The 19287-nt window shown below is 72.7% G+C and carries 22 protein-coding genes; 9 read left to right on the top strand and 13 right to left on the bottom strand.

Annotated features, from left to right (window positions below):
* Window positions 1-58: 58 nt before the first annotated feature.
* The 3 genes from FB458_RS08605 to FB458_RS08595 all read right to left on the bottom strand — a co-directional run bounded on the left by FB458_RS08605 (window position 59) and on the right by FB458_RS08595 (window position 2928).
* Complete coding sequence (locus FB458_RS08605; RefSeq protein ID WP_141848133.1) at window positions 59-1264, bottom strand: hypothetical protein; 1206 nt, start codon at window positions 1262-1264, stop codon at window positions 59-61.
* A gap of 99 nt (window positions 1265-1363) precedes the next feature.
* Window positions 1364-2494 (bottom strand): hypothetical protein, encoded by a 1131-nt coding sequence (locus FB458_RS08600; protein WP_141848132.1) that lies wholly within the window; start codon window positions 2492-2494, stop codon window positions 1364-1366.
* A complete protein-coding gene (locus FB458_RS08595; protein ID WP_141848131.1) occupies window positions 2491-2928 on the bottom strand; it encodes an RNA polymerase sigma factor in 438 nt (145 codons plus the stop codon). Before FB458_RS08595 ends, FB458_RS08600 begins: the two co-directional genes overlap by 4 nt.
* Window positions 2929-3156: 228 nt before the next feature.
* Here FB458_RS08595 and FB458_RS08590 point away from each other — a divergent pair, with 228 nt between their 5' ends.
* From FB458_RS08590 to FB458_RS08565, 6 genes are all read left to right on the top strand, one after another.
* Window positions 3157-4056 (top strand): hypothetical protein, encoded by a 900-nt coding sequence (locus FB458_RS08590; protein WP_141848130.1) that lies wholly within the window; start codon window positions 3157-3159, stop codon window positions 4054-4056.
* Window positions 4057-4204: 148 nt separating this feature from the next.
* Window positions 4205-7489 (top strand): DEAD/DEAH box helicase, encoded by a 3285-nt coding sequence (locus tag FB458_RS08585; protein WP_141848129.1) that lies wholly within the window; start codon window positions 4205-4207, stop codon window positions 7487-7489.
* A 66-nt stretch (window positions 7490-7555) separates the two neighbouring features.
* Entirely contained in the window at window positions 7556-7789 is a 234-nt protein-coding gene (locus FB458_RS08580; protein WP_141848128.1) for a DUF5652 family protein, read from the top strand.
* A gap of 47 nt (window positions 7790-7836) precedes the next feature.
* The gene (locus tag FB458_RS08575; RefSeq protein ID WP_141848127.1) at window positions 7837-8757 is read left to right on the top strand and encodes a DMT family transporter; all 921 of its coding nucleotides are present in this window, start codon (window positions 7837-7839) and stop codon (window positions 8755-8757) included.
* 145 nt (window positions 8758-8902) lie between these two features.
* Window positions 8903-9346 (top strand): hypothetical protein, encoded by a 444-nt coding sequence (locus tag FB458_RS08570; protein WP_141848126.1) that lies wholly within the window; start codon window positions 8903-8905, stop codon window positions 9344-9346.
* Window positions 9343-9672: a transcriptional regulator gene (locus FB458_RS08565; RefSeq protein ID WP_141848125.1), complete on the top strand. Its 330-nt coding sequence runs from the start codon at window positions 9343-9345 to the stop codon at window positions 9670-9672. Before FB458_RS08570 ends, FB458_RS08565 begins: the two co-directional genes overlap by 4 nt.
* A 42-nt stretch (window positions 9673-9714) precedes the next feature.
* Here FB458_RS08565 and map read toward each other — a convergent pair whose 3' ends face one another.
* From map to FB458_RS08535, 6 genes are all read right to left on the bottom strand, one after another.
* A complete protein-coding gene (gene map / locus FB458_RS08560) occupies window positions 9715-10482 on the bottom strand; it encodes a type I methionyl aminopeptidase (RefSeq protein WP_141848124.1) in 768 nt (255 codons plus the stop codon).
* A gap of 34 nt (window positions 10483-10516) precedes the next feature.
* A complete protein-coding gene (locus FB458_RS08555) occupies window positions 10517-11383 on the bottom strand; it encodes a carbohydrate ABC transporter permease (protein WP_246061128.1) in 867 nt (288 codons plus the stop codon).
* Complete coding sequence (locus FB458_RS08550) at window positions 11367-12311, bottom strand: carbohydrate ABC transporter permease (RefSeq protein WP_170185607.1); 945 nt, start codon at window positions 12309-12311, stop codon at window positions 11367-11369. The genes FB458_RS08555 and FB458_RS08550 overlap by 17 nt, the downstream gene beginning before the upstream one ends.
* A gap of 10 nt (window positions 12312-12321) precedes the next feature.
* Entirely contained in the window at window positions 12322-13599 is a 1278-nt protein-coding gene (locus tag FB458_RS08545; RefSeq protein WP_141850416.1) for an ABC transporter substrate-binding protein, read from the bottom strand.
* A gap of 94 nt (window positions 13600-13693) precedes the next feature.
* Window positions 13694-14098, bottom strand: coding sequence for a pyridoxamine 5'-phosphate oxidase family protein (locus FB458_RS08540; protein WP_141848123.1), 405 nt, complete (start codon window positions 14096-14098; stop codon window positions 13694-13696).
* A 4-nt stretch (window positions 14099-14102) separates the two neighbouring features.
* On the bottom strand, window positions 14103-14978 hold the full coding sequence (locus FB458_RS08535; RefSeq protein WP_141848122.1) for an alpha/beta fold hydrolase: 876 nt from the start codon (window positions 14976-14978) through the stop codon (window positions 14103-14105).
* A 23-nt stretch (window positions 14979-15001) separates the two neighbouring features.
* Here FB458_RS08535 and FB458_RS08530 point away from each other — a divergent pair, with 23 nt between their 5' ends.
* Genes FB458_RS08530 through FB458_RS08520 form a run of 3 tightly spaced genes read left to right on the top strand, consistent with a single transcriptional unit; the run spans window position 15002 to window position 16884 of the window.
* On the top strand, window positions 15002-15673 hold the full coding sequence (locus tag FB458_RS08530; RefSeq protein ID WP_170185606.1) for an LON peptidase substrate-binding domain-containing protein: 672 nt from the start codon (window positions 15002-15004) through the stop codon (window positions 15671-15673).
* A 2-nt stretch (window positions 15674-15675) separates the two neighbouring features.
* Window positions 15676-16512 carry an SCO6745 family protein gene (locus FB458_RS08525; protein WP_211355975.1) on the top strand — a complete coding sequence of 279 codons (837 nt, stop codon included), beginning with the start codon at window positions 15676-15678 and terminating at the stop codon, window positions 16510-16512.
* A 9-nt stretch (window positions 16513-16521) separates the two neighbouring features.
* Window positions 16522-16884 (top strand): VOC family protein, encoded by a 363-nt coding sequence (locus FB458_RS08520; RefSeq protein ID WP_141848120.1) that lies wholly within the window; start codon window positions 16522-16524, stop codon window positions 16882-16884.
* Between the two features lie 298 nt (window positions 16885-17182).
* Here FB458_RS08520 and FB458_RS08515 read toward each other — a convergent pair whose 3' ends face one another.
* The 4 genes from FB458_RS08515 to FB458_RS08500 are packed head-to-tail and all read right to left on the bottom strand — an operon-like array spanning window position 17183 to window position 19200.
* The gene (locus FB458_RS08515; protein ID WP_141848119.1) at window positions 17183-17545 is read right to left on the bottom strand and encodes a type II toxin-antitoxin system death-on-curing family toxin; all 363 of its coding nucleotides are present in this window, start codon (window positions 17543-17545) and stop codon (window positions 17183-17185) included.
* Window positions 17542-17745: a CopG family transcriptional regulator gene (locus FB458_RS08510; protein WP_141848118.1), complete on the bottom strand. Its 204-nt coding sequence runs from the start codon at window positions 17743-17745 to the stop codon at window positions 17542-17544. The genes FB458_RS08515 and FB458_RS08510 overlap by 4 nt, the downstream gene beginning before the upstream one ends.
* 53 nt (window positions 17746-17798) lie before the next feature.
* The gene (locus tag FB458_RS08505) at window positions 17799-18287 is read right to left on the bottom strand and encodes a DEAD/DEAH box helicase family protein (RefSeq protein WP_141848117.1); all 489 of its coding nucleotides are present in this window, start codon (window positions 18285-18287) and stop codon (window positions 17799-17801) included.
* A 19-nt stretch (window positions 18288-18306) separates the two neighbouring features.
* A complete protein-coding gene (locus tag FB458_RS08500; RefSeq protein ID WP_170185605.1) occupies window positions 18307-19200 on the bottom strand; it encodes an aminotransferase class IV in 894 nt (297 codons plus the stop codon).
* Window positions 19201-19287: the final 87 nt, after the last annotated feature.

Here is a 19287-nt window from a genome sequence, read left to right as displayed (position 1 = left end):
GCGGCCCCCCTGATCACAGCCATGTCCTCTGTACCCGCGGTGCCGGCGGTCGGTTGGGTCACGAGGCCGGGTGGAAGCCGTCGGCGAGCTCGAGGACGCCGCCGTAGTCCACGACCTGACCGTCCTGCACGAAGCCGTCGCCGCTCGGTCGCGTCACGGTGACCTGCCACCGGTGGGTCGGGTCCTCCTGCCAGCGCGCGGTGACGCTGCCCGGGCGACCGCTGACCGCGATGACGTGACGGCCGAACCTGCGCTCCCCGAACGACGTCTCGCCCGCGGGCACCGGCTGCTGAGGCTCGAGCGTCACCGTGGCGTGGTCGAGCCACGCCCAGGTGACGACCGGTCCGGGCTGCACGCCCGTGAGGACGTACGGCGCCCGCAGCGCCCCGTCGCTGTAGGGCGTCGTGCTCGTGTCGAGCACGGGGACGTCCCGGCCGGTCGCGTCGTCGACGACGCGGCGGGTGCCCAGCGGGGCGGACAGGTCGATGGTGCGCTCGGTCGGCCCGACGGCGTAGTCGGGGCAGCCGGCGGGGCCGTCGGAGGGTGCCGGGTGATGGGACGTGACCCGCACGCGCAGCCTGACCTGGCTCCCGTCCTCGCCGACGACCACCGCGTCCTGCTGCTGGTGGCACCAGTCCTGACCCTCCGGGGTCAGCCACACCCGCAACGTCGGCGAGGTGGGGCCGGGCGAGAGGAGCGTCGGCAGCGGGACGGGCAGGGCGCCGGGTCGGTAGGAGTCGGCGACGTCGACGACCTGCTGCGCCGTCCGCGGGCCGTCGTACTGCACCTCCACCCGGGTGCCGTCGTCCTCGGCCCACCGCAGGATGGCCAGCCGGGGGCAGCCGATGGCGCCCGCTGCACAGTCGACCCGAGAGAGGGTCGCTGCGTGGCCCCTCACCTGGACGGTGGTGGTCGTCCCGGGCAGCTGGTCGGTCGGGTCGGTGGAGTACACCCGCAGCAGCAGGTCCTCGTCGGCCGAGGTCCCCGTCCAGTAGCCGACGTCGACGAACCCGCCCGGGCAGAGGTACAGCGGCGAGCAGGCCGGGTCGGCAGCGGGCGGGATCGGTGCCTCGGCAAAACCGGTCGGGAGCCTGGTGAGGGTCGGCGCGTCGAGGCTTCGCACCGTGGTCGTCGTCGAGGTGACGTCGCCGCCGACGGTCGCCCCCGGGGCGACCGCCCTCGCGGGCTGGCCGCACCCCGCGAGCGCGGCGGCGGCGAGGAGCAGGACGACGCCGTACGGCGTCCTGGTGCGGGTCGGGCGCATGGTGGGCTCCTCGGTCGATGGGTTGTCGTGTCCCAGGACACCCGGCGGCCCGCGATCCGTTCCACGGACCGACCGTTGAAGGCGCCGAGGCCTACGCCCTCAGCGCGTCGAGAGCGTGACGCGCGACCCTGTCGAGGCGTCGAGGACCACCCGCGCCCCACGCGCTGCGCCGAGATCTACCGACACCTCGCGGTCCGCCCGCCCGCCTGCTTGGAAGCACACGGTGGACTCCGACACCTGCGGGGCGTAGCGCACCACGGCGATCGTCACGGATGTGAGACTCGCGCCGGTCACAAATGCTGCGGCGTAAGGTTCGCAGCCGCTCGCCAGATCCGGCCTTTTGGCGGTGACTCCCGGCAGCGTCACGAGCAGGTGGCTGTCGTCCGACCCAGGGCGTGCGCGCACGCTGCTGAGCCCGTTGACGACGAGCGTGGTCGACCCGGAGATGAGGCTCCCGGGCACCGTCCGTGTCTCCATCCCGGGGACGTCGGGCGCCGCTGTCCGATAGCTGGCGGCCACAGCCAGGACCTGCTGCACCGACAACGCCCCACCCAGACCTCCAGGCGTCGCGGGACCGGTGTAGACGAGCCTGAGAGCGCGACCGTCGACGTTCCAGAGGACGGAGATGATCGTGGCGTGGTCCGGGCCCGAGGAAGGCCACTCATTCTCGTCCACCTCGGCCGCGCTGCCGCGGACGGTGTGCGAGCTGCTGCGCAAAGAGACGGCGCTGCCGAGCGCGCTGAGGACAAAGGACTCCTGCACCGGGGATGACGTCGGCGACACCGAGATGGTGCGGGCCCCTACCCACGAGCGGAGGACGACGGGACGTCGGGTGCCGGGGCCCGGTCCCTGCGAAGCGTCGGCAGGAACCGGGACGTGACCGGACACCTCGACGAACCCTGGTGGGAGGCCGGTCAGTGTCGCCGCAACAGCCGCATCCCCGCCAATGGACGTCACCGTCGACGACGGCACGGTCGACATCGGGGTTGGGTTCCGACCCAGGGCGATCCCTACGACCCCACCGGTGAACAGGAGGACAGCGGCGGCCACGCCAACTGGACGCCACCAGCCGTGGTTGGGTCGAGCCGGTCGCGGCTCCGCGGCCACGAGCCGCCGTACGGCGTCGTCGAGGGAGGGGGCGGGGTGGCTCGTCCGCCACCGCTCGCCGTCGGCGCGCAGGGCGCGCTCGACGGCGTCGTCGGTGAGGTCGGGCACGTCGGTCGGGCTCATCGGTACTCCTCCCCAAGCCGGCGCCGCAGGTGACCGCGGGCGTCCGAAAGGGTCGACTTGACGGTGCCCTCGGCGCAGCCGAGGACGGTGGCAACGTCGGCCACGGTCAGGCCGGCGTAGTAGTGCATCTCGACGGCGACGCGCTGGCGGTAGGTGAGGGTAGCGAGCGCGGCGCGCAGGTCAAGCCCCATCTCCCGCCCAGACGGGGCGTCGCCGCCGACCTGGTCGGCCAGGTCGTCCGGCGAGCCCACCGGTTCCGGCAGACGTCGCCGCCGCGCTCCCCGGACCCGGTCGGCGACGATCGCGAGCAACCACGCGCGAGGTGTGCCGCGCGCGGCGTCGTACTGCTCCCGCTTGCGCCAGGCGGAGGCGAGCGCCTCCTGCAGCGCGTCCTCCCAGTCAGCGCCGCCAAGGCGCCGGGCGAGCGTGGCCATGGCGGACCAGTGCGGACGGACCCACACCGTGAAGGAGTCACGAGTCGTGCCCGGATCACCCAATGGCTCCCCGTCCTCCACGCCGCCCCCTCGTGGCCGCGTCGCCCGCGGCGCCTGACGTGTCTGCACAGCCGTTCTACGTCCGGTTGGGCCCGGTCGGTTGGGTCGTGCGGTAGAAGTGCAGATCCTGGCGGAGGCCGCCTTTGTCAGACGGGCACATGAGGTCGGATGAGCACCATAGCCAAAGTGAGGCACGACGAGCCCTACGTGGCGGGAGAATCGATCGAGAAGACGCTGGCCTCGGTGCGAGATCTGATCACCCACCTCGTCGGGTTGAAGGGCGCGGTCCCCACCCCACTTCTACGCAAGCAGCTGTCGACCGCTCTATGGCAGCTGACGGAGCTCAGTGGTGTGCCTCCCCACGCGAAGTACAACGTGCGGTTCGTGTCCCGCGGCGTGAAGGAGCAGCCCGGCGACACCAAGGTGAACCACGAGCACGTCACGCCCCGGAAGTCCGTCAGTGATCGCCTGTTAACGGCTCGACCGGGGGACTCGGGTATCACCGAATGTCTCTCCGACGCTGGCATCGCCTGCATCGTCACGGTGCAAGAACACGGGATGCTGGGCAACGAACCAGGTCTGGGTTGGGGACGCTACGAGCAGGCCGGTGTGCAGGTGTTCGATCGTCTGACCCAGCAGTGGCGAACCAGTGCGAGCCCCACGACGCCGGACCGGACGGACGTCGACGGCCTGATCGACGCGAAGGCTTCAGCTCCTGAGCTCTTGCATCGGCTCCTGCACGTCATGAGGGCCGCCGGGTCCGAGGCCGTGGCGGGCGTGAGCCGGAAGGATGGGAGCCCCACCCATTACTTCCGTCTCCACGACGTCACTCTCCCCGAACCCACACGGGCCTTTGGCTACGTCCACTGGAGCGGAGTTGTTGATGTCGCCCTCCCCTTTGGGGACGTCCCAGCCCAGCATCGGGGTCGGGTCACCCTCGTCGAGCGCACGAACAGGACGCGGTTCCGCACCCGTCTTCGTTTGAGCGAAGCCGGAGACTTGCAGCTCGCGACGGACCTCCTGACCCTCAGCCTGGACAACCTCCGTGAGGATCATCGGGAGGTTTAGCCAGTTCTCCGCATGCACCCACCTCGTCCACAGGCGAACAACCGTCCGGTCGCGGCGTCGGTGGCCGCACCTAGGCTGGAGGCTCGTGGTCGAGGGCCGGCAGGGGCCCCGGAGGGGAGGGACAGGTATGGACTCGAGCCATCCCGTCGTGGCCTCCACCGTGGTCGACCTCGACGACGAGGACCTGCGCGGGATCGCCGGCGCCGCCACCCTCGCGCGCGGGCTGGTCTACGCACGGCAGGGGCGCGTGGTCGCGGTCTCGGCCAACGACGACGGACGACGGCTGCACGGCGTGGTCCACGGGTCCGGCGCCCAGGACTACCGCACGAGCGTCTGGTTGGAGGAGGACTCCGGCCCGGCCGGAACCGACCTGGCCTACTGGCACAGCGACTGCACCTGCCCGGTCGGGACCGACTGCAAGCACGCGGTCGCGCTCGTCGCGGCGGCGCGGACCCGCCTCGGCATCGACCCGGACCGGGCCCACGAGGCCGCACCGCCGGACTGGGAGTCGGTCCTCGCGGGGCTGCAGCACGAGGAGGACACCGAGCCCGAGCACGTCCCGGTCGCCCTCCAGCTCGAGCCGGTCCGGCTCGGCCCGCGCACCCGGGTCCTGCTGCGCCCCCTGGCCCTCGGTGGCCGGGGCGCCTGGTCACGGACGCTCGTGACCTGGGCCAACGTCGAGCACGACCGCACCAATCGTGCCGGGATCGACCCCGAGCACCGCCGGTTGCTCGTCGACGTCGCGCAGGCGTGGCAGCGGCGGCACCGCAAGTTCTACGTCGGCTCCGGCGACAAGGTGCACCTCGACGACCTCGGCCCGGGGTGGTACGGCGTGCTGCGGGACCTGCTCGCCGGCGGCGTGCCCCTCCTCGGCGGAGCACGGGCGGAGCTCGAGGTGCGGTTGCACGACGACGGCGGCGGCTTCGTCCTCGACGTGCGGCGCAACGACGACGGGTCGGTGCGGGTCAGCCCGCGGATCGCCATGCCTGACGGCATCGCCGCCGATGCCGACGCTCCGGCCCTGGTGGGCGACCCGCCCTTCGGGGCGGTGTCGATCTCCGCCGACGGGACGATGGACCTGGTCCGGCTCGACCCGCCGTTCGACCGCAACCAGGCGCGCTTCCTCGCCCTGGGGTCGGTGCGCATCCCCGAGCAGGACGTCGACCGCTTCCTCATCACCCACGCCCCGACCCTGCGCCGTCAGGTCTCGATGACCTCCGGCGACGGCAGCATCGACTTCCCCGAGGCCCGGCCACCGCGGCTGGGGCTCGTCGTCACGCACACCCCGAAGCGGCTCGAGGTCGTCCTGCGGTGGGAGCTGCGCTACCCCGTCGGTGACGACGTCGTCCCCGTCCTGCCCGACGCCGTCGGACCGCCCGGGGTGGCCCGCGACCACAAGGCCGAGACGCGCCTGCTGCGCGGCCCCGAGGTCCTCGACGAGGTGCCCGGGCTGCGGATCAGCGTGGGCGGTCTGCCGCGGCTCGTCCCCGCGACGCGGCTCGACGGCCTGCCCATGCTCACCTTCCTCGAGGACGTCCTGCCGCAGCTCGAGGTGGACCCGGACGTCGACGTCCGCATCGAGGGCGACCGCAGCTACACCGAGGCCGAGGAGGCCCCGGTCGTCGAGCTGAGCGTCAGCGACCCGCGGATCTCGGTGCCGGGACGCACCGACTGGTTCGACCTCACCGTCGACGTCACGGTGGGCGGCGAGAAGGTGCCGCTCGCGGTCCTGCTCACCGCCCTCGCCACCAACGCGGGCCACGTCATCCTCGAGAGCGGGACGTGGTTCCGCACCGACGGTCCCGAGCTCGCCGACCTGCGTCGCATCGTCGAGGAGGCGCGGGCGCTCCAGGAGGACCCGACGTCCGACGGGCCGCTCAAGGTCACGCCGTACCAGGCCGACCTCTGGGAGGAGCTCGTCCAGCTCGGCGTCGTGCGCCAGCAGAGCGAGCGCTGGGCCCAGGCCGTCGCGGCGCTCCAGGGCGACGACGGCCGCGCGCTCCCGCAGGTGCCCGACGGGCTGCAGGCGACCCTGCGGCCGTACCAGGAGGAGGGCTTCACCTGGCTCGCCCTGCTGCGCCGGGCCGGGCTCGGCGGGATCCTCGCCGACGACATGGGCCTCGGCAAGACCGTGCAGACGCTGGCCATGGTCCTGCAGGCGCGCGACGAGCAGCCCGACGCGGCGCCGGTCCTCGTCGTCGCCCCCACCAGCGTGCTGCCGACCTGGGCGGGTGAGGCGGCCCGGTTCACGCCCGGGCTGAAGGTGGTCACCCTCGGGGAGACGACCCGGCGGCGCCGTACCCCCGTGGCGGAGGCGGTCGAGGGGGCCGATCTCGTCGTCACGTCGTACGCCGTCTTCCGGCTCGACGCGCCCGGCTTCCGCGAGGCGGGGTGGTCCGCCCTGGTCCTCGACGAGGCGCAGTTCGCCAAGAACCACCGCTCGCAGGTGCACCTCGCGGCGCGTCGGCTCCCGGCCCCGGTGAAGTTCGCCATCACGGGCACCCCGATGGAGAACAACCTCATGGAGCTGTGGTCGCTGCTGTCGATCGTGGCGCCGGGGCTCTTCCCCAGCCCGCAGCGGTTCACCGAGGTCTACCGGCGGCCCATCGAGCAGGGCACGGCGGCCGAGCGGGGACCCCGGCTGGAGACGCTGCGCCGGCGGATCCGGCCCGTCGTCCTGCGCCGCACCAAGGAGGCGGTCGCCGCCGACCTGCCGCCGAAGCAGGAGCAGCTGCTCGAGGTGGCGCTCTCGCCGCGGCACCGCCGGGTCTACGACACGCACCTGTCGCGCGAGCGGCAGAAGCTGCTCGGTCTGCTGGCCGACCCCGACGGCAACCGGATCGCGATCTTCCGCTCATTGACCCTCCTGCGCCAGCTCTCGCTCGACCCCGGCCTCGTCGACCCGGCGTACGACGACGTCGGCTCGGCCAAGCTCGACACCCTCCTGGAGATGCTCGGGCCGCTGCTCGAGGAGGGCCACCGCGTCCTCGTGTTCAGCCAGTTCACCTCCTACCTAGCGCGAGCCCGACGCCGGCTGGAGGAGGCCGGTATCGACTACGCCTACCTCGACGGGTCGACGACCGACCGCGCCGGCGTCGTCGACGGCTTTCGCTCGGGCGAGGCGCCGGTCTTCCTCATCAGCCTCAAGGCCGGCGGCTTCGGCCTCACCCTCACCGAGGCCGACTACGTCGTCCTGCTCGACCCCTGGTGGAACCCGGCCGCCGAGGCGCAGGCGGTCGACCGGGTCCACCGGATCGGGCAGGACAAGCACGTCTTCGTCTACCGCCTCGTCGCCGCCGACACGATCGAGCAGAAGGTCGTCGCGCTCCAGGAGCGCAAGCGCGAGCTGTTCGGTCAGGTCGTCGACGGCGGCGCCCTGCCCGACGGCCGGATCACGGCCGACGACATCCGCGAGCTGCTCACCGCCGACTGACCCTTGCCGCCGCGGACCGGGAGCAGGAGACTGCCGACGGTCGGCCCAGCACGAGGGAGGCGCCGCATGACCCGCAGACCGTGGTCGGAGATCGACCCCCGGGTCCGGGGGGCGATCTGGCTGCTGGGGACCCTGGAGGGAGTCCTCAAGCTCGTCGCCCTCGTCGACCTGTGGCGCCGGCCGGCGGCCCAGGTCCGAGGGTCCAAGCGCCGGTGGGCGGTCGCCATCGCGGTGCCCAACACCGTCGGCGTCGTCCCCCTGATCTACCTGCTGCGGGGCCGCCGCACCACCGGTCGCTGAGCCGGACCCGTCGGGCGGCGCCGCACCACCCGTGACACGATGCCGAGGTGGCGGACGTCGTGACGCAGGAGCGGACCGGACGCGCCACCACCCTCCCGCTGCTGCCGTCGGCGGCCTTCGTCGTCGTCTGGTCGGCCGGCTACATCGCCGGCCCCTACGGCGTTCGGTACGTCGGCCCGCTCACGCTCGTCGCCTGGCGGTTCGCCATCGCCGCGGTCGTCGCGTCGCTGCTCGCGCTAGCCCTGCGACGACGCCCCCGGATGGACCGGCGCACCGTCGCTCGGATCGCGCTGGTCGGGTTCGTCATGAACGGCTTCCTGTTCGGCGCGATGTACCTCGCCTTCCGCGCCGGGCTGAGCGGGACGCTCGGGTCCCTCATGCACTCGCTGTCCCCGGTGCTCACCGCGCTCTTCGCCGCCGTGCTGCTCGGCGAGCGGCTCAGCCGCGCACAGGTCGTCGGCTTCGTCGTCGGGGTCGTCGGGGTGCTCGTCGTCCTCGGCCCCGACGTCAGCGCCGCGGGCGGGGTCGTCGGCGTCGGTCTCGGGGTGCTCGGCACCCTGGCCCTCAGCCTCGGCACGCTCGGGCAGCGCTGGATCGGTCACGGCCCGGACCCGATCTGGTCGGCGGCGCTGCAGTTCGCCGTGTCCGCGCCGATCGTCTGGTGCGTCTCGCTGCCGCTCGAGGGGCTCTACCCCGTGACGCAGCTCGGCCCCGGACTGGCGGCGCTGCTCTACATCGCCATCGTCAACTCGGTGGTCGGCCTGCTGCTGCTCGGCGTCCTCGTCCGGGCCGGTGGTGCCGGCGCGGCCGCGAGCCTGTTCTTCCTCATGCCGCCGGTCACCGCCGTCATGGAGTGGCTCGTCCTGCACCGCTCGCTCGACCTGCGCGAGGTCGTCGGGCTCGTCGTCGCCGTCGCCGGGGTGGCCGTGGCCACCCGGGGTGTCGCGCGACGCCGTACCGCCGCGTGACGTCCGCGTCGTCGAGGCACCGGTGCCTTGGCGGTGCGGACGCAGCAGGGGGTCCTGCCACGGTGGGTGGAGACGTCTCCACCCACAGGTGGATCTTTCCGCTGAGGACTTTCCCCATCGGAAAGGTTCACCTAGCGTCGGTCCCATGACCCACCACGACAGCCCCTCCGCCCAGGCGCAGCTCGACCTGCTGGACCAGCAGCGCACCCGCATCCTCGACCGGTCCGGACTCCCGCTGCGCGTCGTCGTCACCGTCGGTGTCCTGCTCGCGGCGTACGTCGCCGTGTGGGCCTTCCGCCCGGACGCGGACGGCCTCGCCCTCGTGCCCGTCGCCCTCGTCATCGGGCTCGCCGAGGTCCGCCGCCGCCGCGGCGTGGGCAGCGCCCGCCGCGACCCTCTCGTCTGGGTGCGCATCCCGCTGCTGCTCGTCCTCGTCGTCGGGCTCGCGATCGTCGCCCGGGCCCTGGCCAGCCTGGACGCGCCGTGGCCGTACGTCGTCCTCGCCGCCGCGGCCGCCGGCGGTGCCTTCGTCGGCGGGTCGGTGCTCGACCAGCGCGCCCGTCGTCGCTGGGCGCAGGACGAGCGATGACGTCGACGGTGACGCCCGCCTTCGACGCGGTCGTGCACGAGCCCACGCGCCTCCAGCTGTGCGGCCTGCTCGTCCCCGTGACCGAGGTGGAGTTCGGGGTCCTGCGGGACACGCTCGGGATCGCCGACTCGGTGACGAGCAAGCACCTCAAGGCCCTCGAGCAGGCCGGGTACGTGACCTCCTCCAAGCGCCGGACCGCGACCGGGAGACCCCGCACCTGGGTCCGGCTCACCGACGCCGGCCGCACCGCCTTCGGCGCGCACGTCGCCGAGCTGCAGCGGCTCGCGGCGCTCGCTCTGCCCGCGACGGCCGACCCCACCTCCTGACGTCCGCACTGCTGCGGCACCGGTGCCGCAGAGATGCGGACGCTAGGAGCGGGTGGTGAGGACGATCGGGTCGCCGTCGGTGATGGCGATCGTGTGCTCGACGTGCGCGCCGCGCGAGCCGTCGCCGGAGCGGATCGTCCAGCCGTCGTCGTCGAAGCGGATGACGTCGGTCGACTGCAGGAGCCACGGCTCGATCGCGATGACGAGCCCGGGGCGCAGCGGGTAGCCCCGGCCGGCATTGCCGTCGTTGGCGACGTGCGGGTCGCCGTGCATGGTCCGGCCGACGCCGTGGCCGCCGAACTGCGTGTTGACCCCGTGGCCGTGCGCGTGCGCGACCGCCCCGATGGCCGCCGACAGGTCCCCCGTCTTGTTGCCCGGCCGCGCGACGGCGATGGCCGCGTCGAGCGCCTCCTGGCACGTGGCGATGAGCGCCTCGTCCTGCGGCGCCGCCGAGCCGACGACGAGCGAGACGGCCGAGTCGCACACCCACCCCTCGAGCTTCGCGGCGAAGTCGAGCGAGAGCAGGTCGCCGTCCCGGAGGACGTACTTGTGCGGTAGCCCGTGCAGGACCGCGTCGTTGACCGACGTGCACAGGACCTTGCCGAACGGTCCGCGCCCGAAGCTCGGCGCGTAGTCGATGTAGCACGACTCGGCCCCGGCCTCGCGGATGAGGTCGTGCGCGAGGGCGTCGAGGTCGAGCAGGTTCACCCCGACGTCGGCCTCCTCGGCGAGGCGGGTGAGCACGGAGGCGACGAAACGCCCGGCGGGGCGCATCTCCTCGACCTGGGTGGGCGTCAGCAGCTCGATCATCGAGGCTCAGCGTACGGCGCCGCGCGGCCCGGCCTCACTTCAGGCCGGTGCGCGCGAACCCCTGGACGAAGTAGCGCTGGAAGACGAGGAAGACGACGACCATCGGCACGACGTTGACGAGGGCGAAGGCCATCGTGGCGCCGTAGTCGGCGCCGTACTGGCCCTGCAGGTAGAGCAGCCCGATCGGCAGGGTGAACAGCTGCTGGTCCTTGAGCGCGATGAGCGGCCAGGCGAAGTCGTTCCACGACTGCAGCAGCGTCATGAAGAAGAGCACCGCGATGAGCGGTCGGCTCAGCGGCAGGACGATCCGCAGGAAGATCCGCAGGTGCCCGGCGCCGTCGATGCGCGCCGCCTCGATGAGCTCGCGCGGGATGGCGAGGACGAACTGCCGCGCGAGGAAGATCCCGAACGCCGACGCCGCCGTCGGGAGGATGACGGCCCAGTACGAGCCGTAGATCCCGAGCCCGGTGACGAGCCGGTAGAGCGGCACCATGATCACCTGGACCGGGAGCATGAGCGTCCCGAGGCAGAGCAGGAACAGCAGGTTGGACCCGCGGAAGCGCAGGTGCGCGAAGGCGTAGCCGGCCAGCAGGTCGACGGCGACGGTGAGGACCGAGGTCGTCACCGCGATCGACAACGAGTTGCCGAACCACGTCGCCACCGGGAACGCGTCGACGACCCGCTGGAAGTTCTCGAAGGTCACCTGCTGCGGCCACAGCCGCAGGCTCCCGCCGAGCAGCTCGCGCCGGCTGGTGAGCGAGACGACGACCATCCAGTAGAGCGGGAAGAGCACGACGACGGCGAGGACGACGGCGGCCAGCAGCCGGGCCGGCTTCCACCGGTCCGTACGACGCCCCGTACGGCGTCCCGCGGGCACCGCCCGCTCAGTCGACGAGGTCACGGCTGCGGTTGGTCCGCCACTGCACGGCGGTGAAGAGGAGGGAGAGCAGGAGCAGGACGATGCCGATGGCGGCGGCGTACCCCTGGTCGCGGGTGTCGAAGCCGGTGTCGTAGGCGTAGGTGACGAGGACCGAGGTGGCGTTCTGCGGCCCGCCGCCGGTGAGGACGTAGACGATGTCGAAGACCTGGAACGAGTAGATGACGTTCATGATGAGCAGGAAGAAGCTGCTCGGTCCGAGCAGCGGGATCGTCACGTAGCGGATGCGCTGCCACGTCGTGCAGCCGTCGAGGGTGGCCGCCTCGGTGAGCTCGGGCGAGATGCCCTGCAGCCCGGCGAGGTAGATGAGCATGTTGAAGCCCATCCGCCACCACAGGGTGACGAGGACGACCGACGCGAACGCCGGCGCGCTGCCCGACTGCCACGAGATCGACGGCAGGCCGACCGCCCGCAGCGCCGAGTCGACGACCCCGGTGTTCTGGTCGAAGACGAGCAGGCCGATGAGCGCGGTCGCGACGCCCGAGACCGCCATCGGCAGGATGAGCACCGAGCGCAGCAGCCCACGGGCCGGCAGCACGGAGTTGAGCAGCAGCGCCGCGCCGAGCCCGAGCGCCATCGACAGCGGCGTGACGAGCGCGGTGAAGAGCAGCGTGTTCAGCGCCGACCGCCAGAACGTCGGGTCGGACAGCAGGCGCGCGTAGTTGCCGAGGCCGATGAAGGTGCCGGCGCCGAAACCGTTGGTGCGCTGGAGGCTGATGACCGCGGCCCAGGCGAGCGGGACGGCGACGAAGAGCACGAGCAGGAGCAGCGCCGGCGCGAGGAACCCGTAGGCCGCCCGCGTCTCGCCGCGCAGCCCCGGGCCGGAGCGGCGCGACCGCGGCGGCGGGGTGGCGGTCGGGGCGACCGCCGGCCCCGCTGTCGCCGTCGTCACGTCGTGCCCGTCACGCCGAGGTGGCGGACGCGATGCCCGAGGACAGCCCGCTCAGCGTCGCCTCGGTCGACTGGTTGCCGATGAACGCCTTGTCCAGCTGGTCCTTGAGCACCGTGATGATCTTGGCCATGTTGGGCTGGGCGACTTGCGCCGCGTCCTGCGGCTTCACCTGCTGGGCCTGGCCGAGGAAGATCGGCGACAGCTCGGGCCGCTTGACGAAGTCGATCCCCGACTGGGTGAGGTCCTTGCGGGTCGGCAGCAGCGAGGCGCCGGCGCAGAACGCCTTCATCTGGTCCGCCTGCGTGGCGAACTCGAGGAAGGCCGCGGCGAGCGAGGCCTTCTTCGTCGTCGCCGTGGCGACGAGCGCGTTGCCGCCGAAGTCGCCACCGCCGCGCACCTTGCGCGGGGCGAAGGTCACCGACCAGTCGCCCTGGTACGTCGACGCGGCGTCCGGCAGCAGGAAGGCGCCACCGAAGACGACGGGCACGGTCTTGGCGTACCACGCGTCGGCGGCCAGCGTCGTCGACTTCACCGAGCTGTTCGGCGGGACGAGACCCTGGCTGAAGAAGCTCTTGGAGAAGTCGACGGCCAGCTTGCCCGCCGCGGAGTCGATGGCCGGCGTCCTGAGGTCCGTATCCAGGAAGCGACCGTCCGCCTGGAAGAGCAGGTTGAGCCAGCGGGTCACCCCGTTGCCCTGCCAGTTGTAGGCGAAGGGGTACTTCCCCTGCGGCAGCGTCTTCTTCAGCCGGGTCATGACCTGGGTGAGCTCTTCCCAGGACCAGGCCTGGTCGACCGACGTCGGCGGCGTGACACCGACCGAGGCCATGGCCTGCTTGTCGTAGAAGATGCAGGACGTGTCGGTGTGGTGCGGGACGCCGTACGGCTTGCCGTCGCCCTGGACCGCCGCCCAGGCGGTGTCGGTGAAGCGGCTCGAGATGTCCGAGGGCAGGTCCTTCGACAGGTCGAGCAGCTGGCCGCGGCCGGCGTACGCGCCGAGCGTGTAGTAGGGGACGCGGAAGACGTCGGGGGCCTTGCCCGCCTGGATCTGCGCGTCGATGGTCGTGAACATCTGGGCGTAGGGGACGACGTTGAGCGTCACCTTCCGCCCGGACTGCGCCTTCTCGAAGGCGCTGATGACCGAGCGGAAGCCGGCGAGCTCCGCGTCGGTGCCCCACGTGGTGAAGGTCAGTGTGTCGTCGCCCCCGCCGCCCTGGTCGGACGAGCCACCGCTCGTCGAGAACCCCCCGCACGCACCGAGCAACGCGGCGCCCGAGACGCCCCCCGCCATGCCCAGCACCGATCTCCTGGTCAACGTCATGGCGCGGCAGGTACCCGGGCGCACACCCGGACAACCCTGGCGATCGACGGTGGCGGACGGCCGCTCAGTAGTGTCCGAGCACCTTCTGGACGGCGACGACGAGGACGACCCGGCGCGGGTTCTCGCGCGGGACCCGGTAGCGACGGGCGTAGCGCTCCTCGGCGTCGCGCACGGCTGCGGGATCGCGCTCGACCCGCGCTCTCCCCTCGAGCGACAGCCAGCGCCGCCCCTCGACCTGGCACAGCACGACCGGGGCGCCGGCCTCGCCGGCCCGCTCGATGTTGCGGACCTTCTGGTTGCCGTCGGAGGTGATGACCCGGGCCGTGCGGGTCGCGGCGTCGTACGTGAAGGCGATGGCCGTCGCGTGCGGGGTGCCGTCGCGACGCAGGGTGGTGAGGCTGGCCAGGTGCCGCTCGGTGAGGAAGCCGACGATCTCCTCCGGGAGCGCGGCGACGTCGTACGACGGCACCGGCTCAGGCCCCCGTCGCGCCGGGGACGGCGGAGCGGACGCGCCGCACGATCTCCTCGGCGCACGCGTCGGGCGCCACCTCGGGGAGCCAGTGGCCCTCGTCGAGCTCGACGAAGCGGTAGTCCGCGACGACGAAGCGCTCGGTCAGCTCGGCGGCGGTGCGGCCGAGGAACGGGTCGCGGCTGCCCCACACGAGGGTCGCGGGCACGCGGCAGCGGTGGACCGAGCCGCGCGAGAAGGGCATCCCGCGGTACCAACCGATCGTCGCGGACAGCCGACCCGGCTCGCGCATCTTGGCCAGGTAACGGTCGGCGACGGCGGTCGGCAGACTCGAGCGGCGCAGGCCCGGCGCCATCGTCCGGTCGAAGAGCAGCTCGGGCAGGACCGGCAGCTGGAACCAGGCCATGTAGGCCGAGTGCCGCGCCTGCCACGGGTCGCGGTAGGCCTGCGAGAGGGCGGCCGGGTGCGGGGTCGACAGCACCGTCACCGAGGCGACCCGGTCGGGGTGCGCGCCGGCGAGGGTCCAGGCGACGGCGCCACCCCAGTCGTGCCCGACCACGTGCGCCTTCTCCACCCCGGCGGCGTCGAGCAGGGCGACGACGTCGTCCACGAGCTCAGAGGTCTTGTACGCCGTCCGCGGGCGGGGCCGGGCGCGCGGCGAGTACCCGCGCTGCTCCGGCGCGAGGGTGCGCAGGCCCTGCTCCTGGAGCCGGGCGGAGACGTCGACCCAGCACTCCTTGTCGGCCGGGAAGCCGTGCAGCAGGACGACCGTCTCGCCCTCGAGCGGCCCGGTGCGCGGACCGGAGTCGTCGACCTCGAAGGTCATCGTCCCCCGGCGGAAGCTCGTCAGCGGGGCGGTCTCGGACGGGACGCGGGCCATGACCCGATCGTAGGGTGGTGGGGGTGGAACGTCTCCCGCTCTTCCCCCTCGGCACGGTCCTGGTGCCGGGTGCACCGCTCGGGCTGCAGATCTTCGAGCCGCGCTACATCGCGATGCTCACCGACCTGCTCGGCGAGGAGGCCCAGGAGGTCGGGGTGACGCCCGAGTTCGGGGTCGTGTGCATCCGCCGCGGCTTCGAGGTCGGCGAGGGCATCCGCGACGTCCACGAGGTGGGGACCGTCGCGCGCATCCGCCAGGTCGGGCTCATCGGCGAGAACGTCTTCGGGCTCGTCGCCGTCGGCACGGACCGGTTCCGGCTCCACGGCCTCGACGAGACGGCCGCGACGCCGTACCTCAGCGGGCTGGTCGAGCGGCTCGACGAGCCGGTCGGCGACGAGGAGCGCGCCACCGCCCTGTCGGACCAGGTCGTCGCCGCGGTCATCACCCAGCTCGACGCGCGCGGCGAGGCGCTCTCCGACGACGGCCGGCCGCCGGACGACCCCACGGGGGTGTCGTGGTGGGCGCCGCAGGTGCTCGAGCTCGAGCCGTCCGAGGCGCAGCTGCTGCTCGCCGCCCCGGACACCGAGACCCGGCTCGGGATGGTGCTGCGGACCGCCAAGCGCGAGACCCAGCTCGAGACCGATCTGGGCGTGACGATGGCGCCGCGGTTCGGGCCCCCGGCCAGCTGGAACTGACCGTGCAGGACCCCGTACGGCGCCCCGTCGCCCGCCGGGTGTGGGAGCTCCTCGAGCCCTTCCACCTGGTCTCCTACATGTCGGAGGAGCCGACGGCCGAGCTGATGGCGCTCGGGCTACGGGGCTACTGGGACGGCTACTTCGCCTCGCGGGCCGCGCCGCTCGGGCTCGTCCCGGCGGAGGTCGTGCACGCGGTCTTCCACAACTTCGCGCCGGGTGAGGCGGCGCGGCACCTCCCCTGGGTGTGGTCGGTGACGACACCCGAGGCCGCCCTCGCCGCCCGCGAGCGTGGCGCGGTCGCGGCGCTGCGGCGGCTGCTCGGTGACGCGGCGGACTCGGCGCAGGTGGCGCGGGCGGCCGACCTGGCCCTGGTGGCCGGGCTCGCGGCCCCCGTGGAAGGGCGCGCGCTTTACGCCGGTCTGCGGGCGCTACCGCTCCCGACCGACCCGGTCGCCCGGCTGTGGCACGCGGCGACCCTGCTGCGGGAGCACCGTGGCGGCGGTCACATCGCCGCCCTCATGGCCGAGGGCATCGGCGGGGGGGAGTCCCACGCGCTGCTGGCGCTCACCGACGGGATGCGGGCGCAGGACTTCGGGCGGCTCGGCCACCTACCGGCCGACCACATCGCGGGGATCGTCGACGGGATGCGCGCCCGAGGTCTCGTCGGCGACGACGGCTGGCTGACCGACGAGGGCCGCGCGACCAAGGCGCGCGTCGAGGCGGTCACCGACGCCCTCGCCGAGCCGGCGTACGACGCCCTGTCCGACGTCGAGCTCACCGCGCTCGTCGGTCTGCTCGAGCCGTTGCTGGCCAGGCTCGTCGCGGCCGGCTCCCGGTAGGAGGAACGGATGGGCGCACGGCTGGAGAAGACCGTCGTCGACTGCCCCGACCCGCGAGCGCTGGCCGCCTTCTACGCCGAGGTGCTGGGGATGCAGGTGAACGAGGACAGCGCGGACTGGGTGGTCATCGGGCGCGGGCCGGGCGGCCGGGAGCTGGCCTTCCACATCGCCGGGCCCGGGTGGGCGCCACCGCCGTGGCCGGACGACGCGTCGTCGCTGCAGCTGCACCTCGACCTGCGGGTGGACGACGTCGAGACCGCCGAGCGCCAGGTCACGTCGCTCGGAGCGACTCCTGTGACCACCGACGACGAGCGCGGCTATCGGGTCTACCGCGACCCGGCCGGCCACCCGTTCTGCCTCGTCTTCGGCTGATCGCCGGACCCGCCGACAGGGCTTGGGCTGACATGCTCACGAGATGTTGTCCAATTGGAGGGACCGCCGGGCTCACGCCGCTGAGTTGCGTGCACTCGGTGCCTGCCCTGCCTGTCGCCACCGTGGGCCGAGCACGGTTTCGACAACGACCGCGACGGCGTCTGCGGCGAGTGCGCCTAGGAGGTCGGGCACGAGGGCCGGGCGGGCCACACCGTGTGCAGCGCTGCCCCGCCTGAGCGACCCCGAAAAGTCGCATGAGGCGCGTGAGGTCGGACCGGGTAAGCGCGGTGGGTGCCGGTCAGTGCCACTGCGCCAGGGTGGTCGTGATCTCGCTGAGGGCGATATCACCACGCGCCACGGCCATGACCAGCTCATAAGCGTCGTCGTCGGGCGCCTCCACCGTGGCTCCGTTCAACCCAAGAAACACGACGGTGGCCAGCCAGCCCAGCCGCTTGTTGCCGTCCACCAGCGCGTGATTGCCGACAAGGGATTCGAGCAGCACCGCCGCCTTGAGGTCCAGGCTGTCGTACGCCTCGTGACCGTACAGATGCGTCTGCGGACGATGCGCCGCCGAGTCCAGCAGTCCGAGATCGCGAATCGGACCCACTCCCAGGTCTCCGACGAGCGCGACGAGGTCCTCGAGGCTGAGGTACTCGGTCACTGCCCGAGGCGGTCGATAACGTCCGCGTACCGCTGTCGCGCCTGCGACGACAGCTCGGAGACCCGCCTCTCGTGGACCTGACGTTGCGCCGTCTCGCGGATGGCGCGCACGGTCGCTTCCTGCTTGCTCACACCGAGGGCGTCGGCGAGCTCCGTCAGGACAGCCTCATCGGACTCCGAGAGCCGCAGCGTCATGGCCATGAACTCATGGTATCAAAGTGATACCGCCCTCGCGCCGCGTGAGAGCCACCCCCTCAGCCGGCCGTGCGGCGCAGGATGTCGTCGACGACCTCGGTGAGCGGCCGGGTGGCGTCGATGCGCGTGCCGTCCGGCACGTCCTCCTGCGTCCGGCGCAGGCGCCGCACGAGCTCGCGCTCGTCGGGCGCGGAGCCGAACTCGTCGGCCGGCCGCGCCGCGAGCCGCTCCTCGAGCGTCGCCTCGTCGATCGTGAGGACGAACACCTCGTCGAACAGTCCCAGGAATCGACCGTGGTTCCGCGACCCGCCGCACAGGAACGTCCGCTCGCGCGACCGGTCGGCCACGAGCGCCTCGACCCGGTCGACGTGCCACAGGTGGTGCTCGTGCGCCGGGACGTCCGTCGGCTCCCCGGTGACCGGGTCGCCCTGGTACGCCAGCTCGGTGTCACCGTTGACGGCGTGCTCGCCGCGTCGTTGCAGCTCGCGGCACACCGACGTCTTGCCCGTCGTCGACACACCCTCGACCAGGTAGTTCCGCACGCCCACGGACGCGAGCGTACGGACCTCAGAAGCGGTGCGTCCCGTCCGCCGGGACCGTGAGCTCGGAGCCGCGGGTCGCGGCGCCGTACGCCCCCGTGACCCACTCGGTGACGGGGCGCGACGCCGGCAGCCGCCGCCCGTCGACCGACCCGACGGGGACAATCCCCGCACCGCTGCCGGTGAGGAAGCACTCGTCGGCGGTGTACAGGTCGCCGACGGTCAGGTCCACGACGTCCGTACGACGCCCCGCCGCCTCCGCCAGCTCGAGCACCGTCCGCCGGGTGATCCCCGGCAGCGCCGACCGCGTCGTCGGGGTGCGCAGCACCCCGTCGCGGACGACGAAGAGGTTCGCGCCGGTCGCCTCGGACACGCAGTGCGCGTCGTCGAGCATGACCGCGTCGTGCGCACCGGCGGCGTTGGCCTGCTGCTTGGCCAGCACCGAGTCGAGATAGTTGAGCGACTTCACCTGGGCGTCGACCGAGCCGGGTGCCTTGCGCCGCACCGAGCTGACGACGAGGTCGACCGGGTCGGTCCCGAGCAGCGGCGGCATCGGGTAGGCCATGACGACCACCGACGGGCTCGGGCAGACGCGCGGGTCGATCCCCGGCGTGCCCTGACCACGCGTGACGATGATCCGCACGTGCGCGTCGGTCAGCTCGTTCGCCGCGACGACGCGGCACACGACGTCGTACGTCGCCTGGACGTCCACCTCGTGCGCGATGCCGAGGATGCGGAGCGAGCGCTGCAGCCGCGCCAGGTGGTCCGCGAACCGGAAGAACCGGCCGTCGAAGAGCCGCAGCCCCTCGAAGCACCCGTCGCCGTAGAGGAAGCCGTGGTCCCACACCGAGAGCGCGGCGTCGCGGCCGGTGCGCAGCTCGCCGTCGATCGCGACCGACAGCTCGGACTGGGTCAGGGGCACAGCGGGCTCGCTCTCGCTCGCGGGGACGGTGTCGTCATCGTCCCGGCCCTGCCCACGAGCGGTCCATCGGCGTCTCGCCAGCCGGTG

It is taken from the genome of Lapillicoccus jejuensis, assembly GCF_006715055.1.
GTDB classification, from domain to species: domain Bacteria; phylum Actinomycetota; class Actinomycetes; order Actinomycetales; family Dermatophilaceae; genus Lapillicoccus; species Lapillicoccus jejuensis.
Note: the sequence above shows the minus strand (reverse complement) of the source record. Positions and strands in the feature narration are given on the sequence as shown.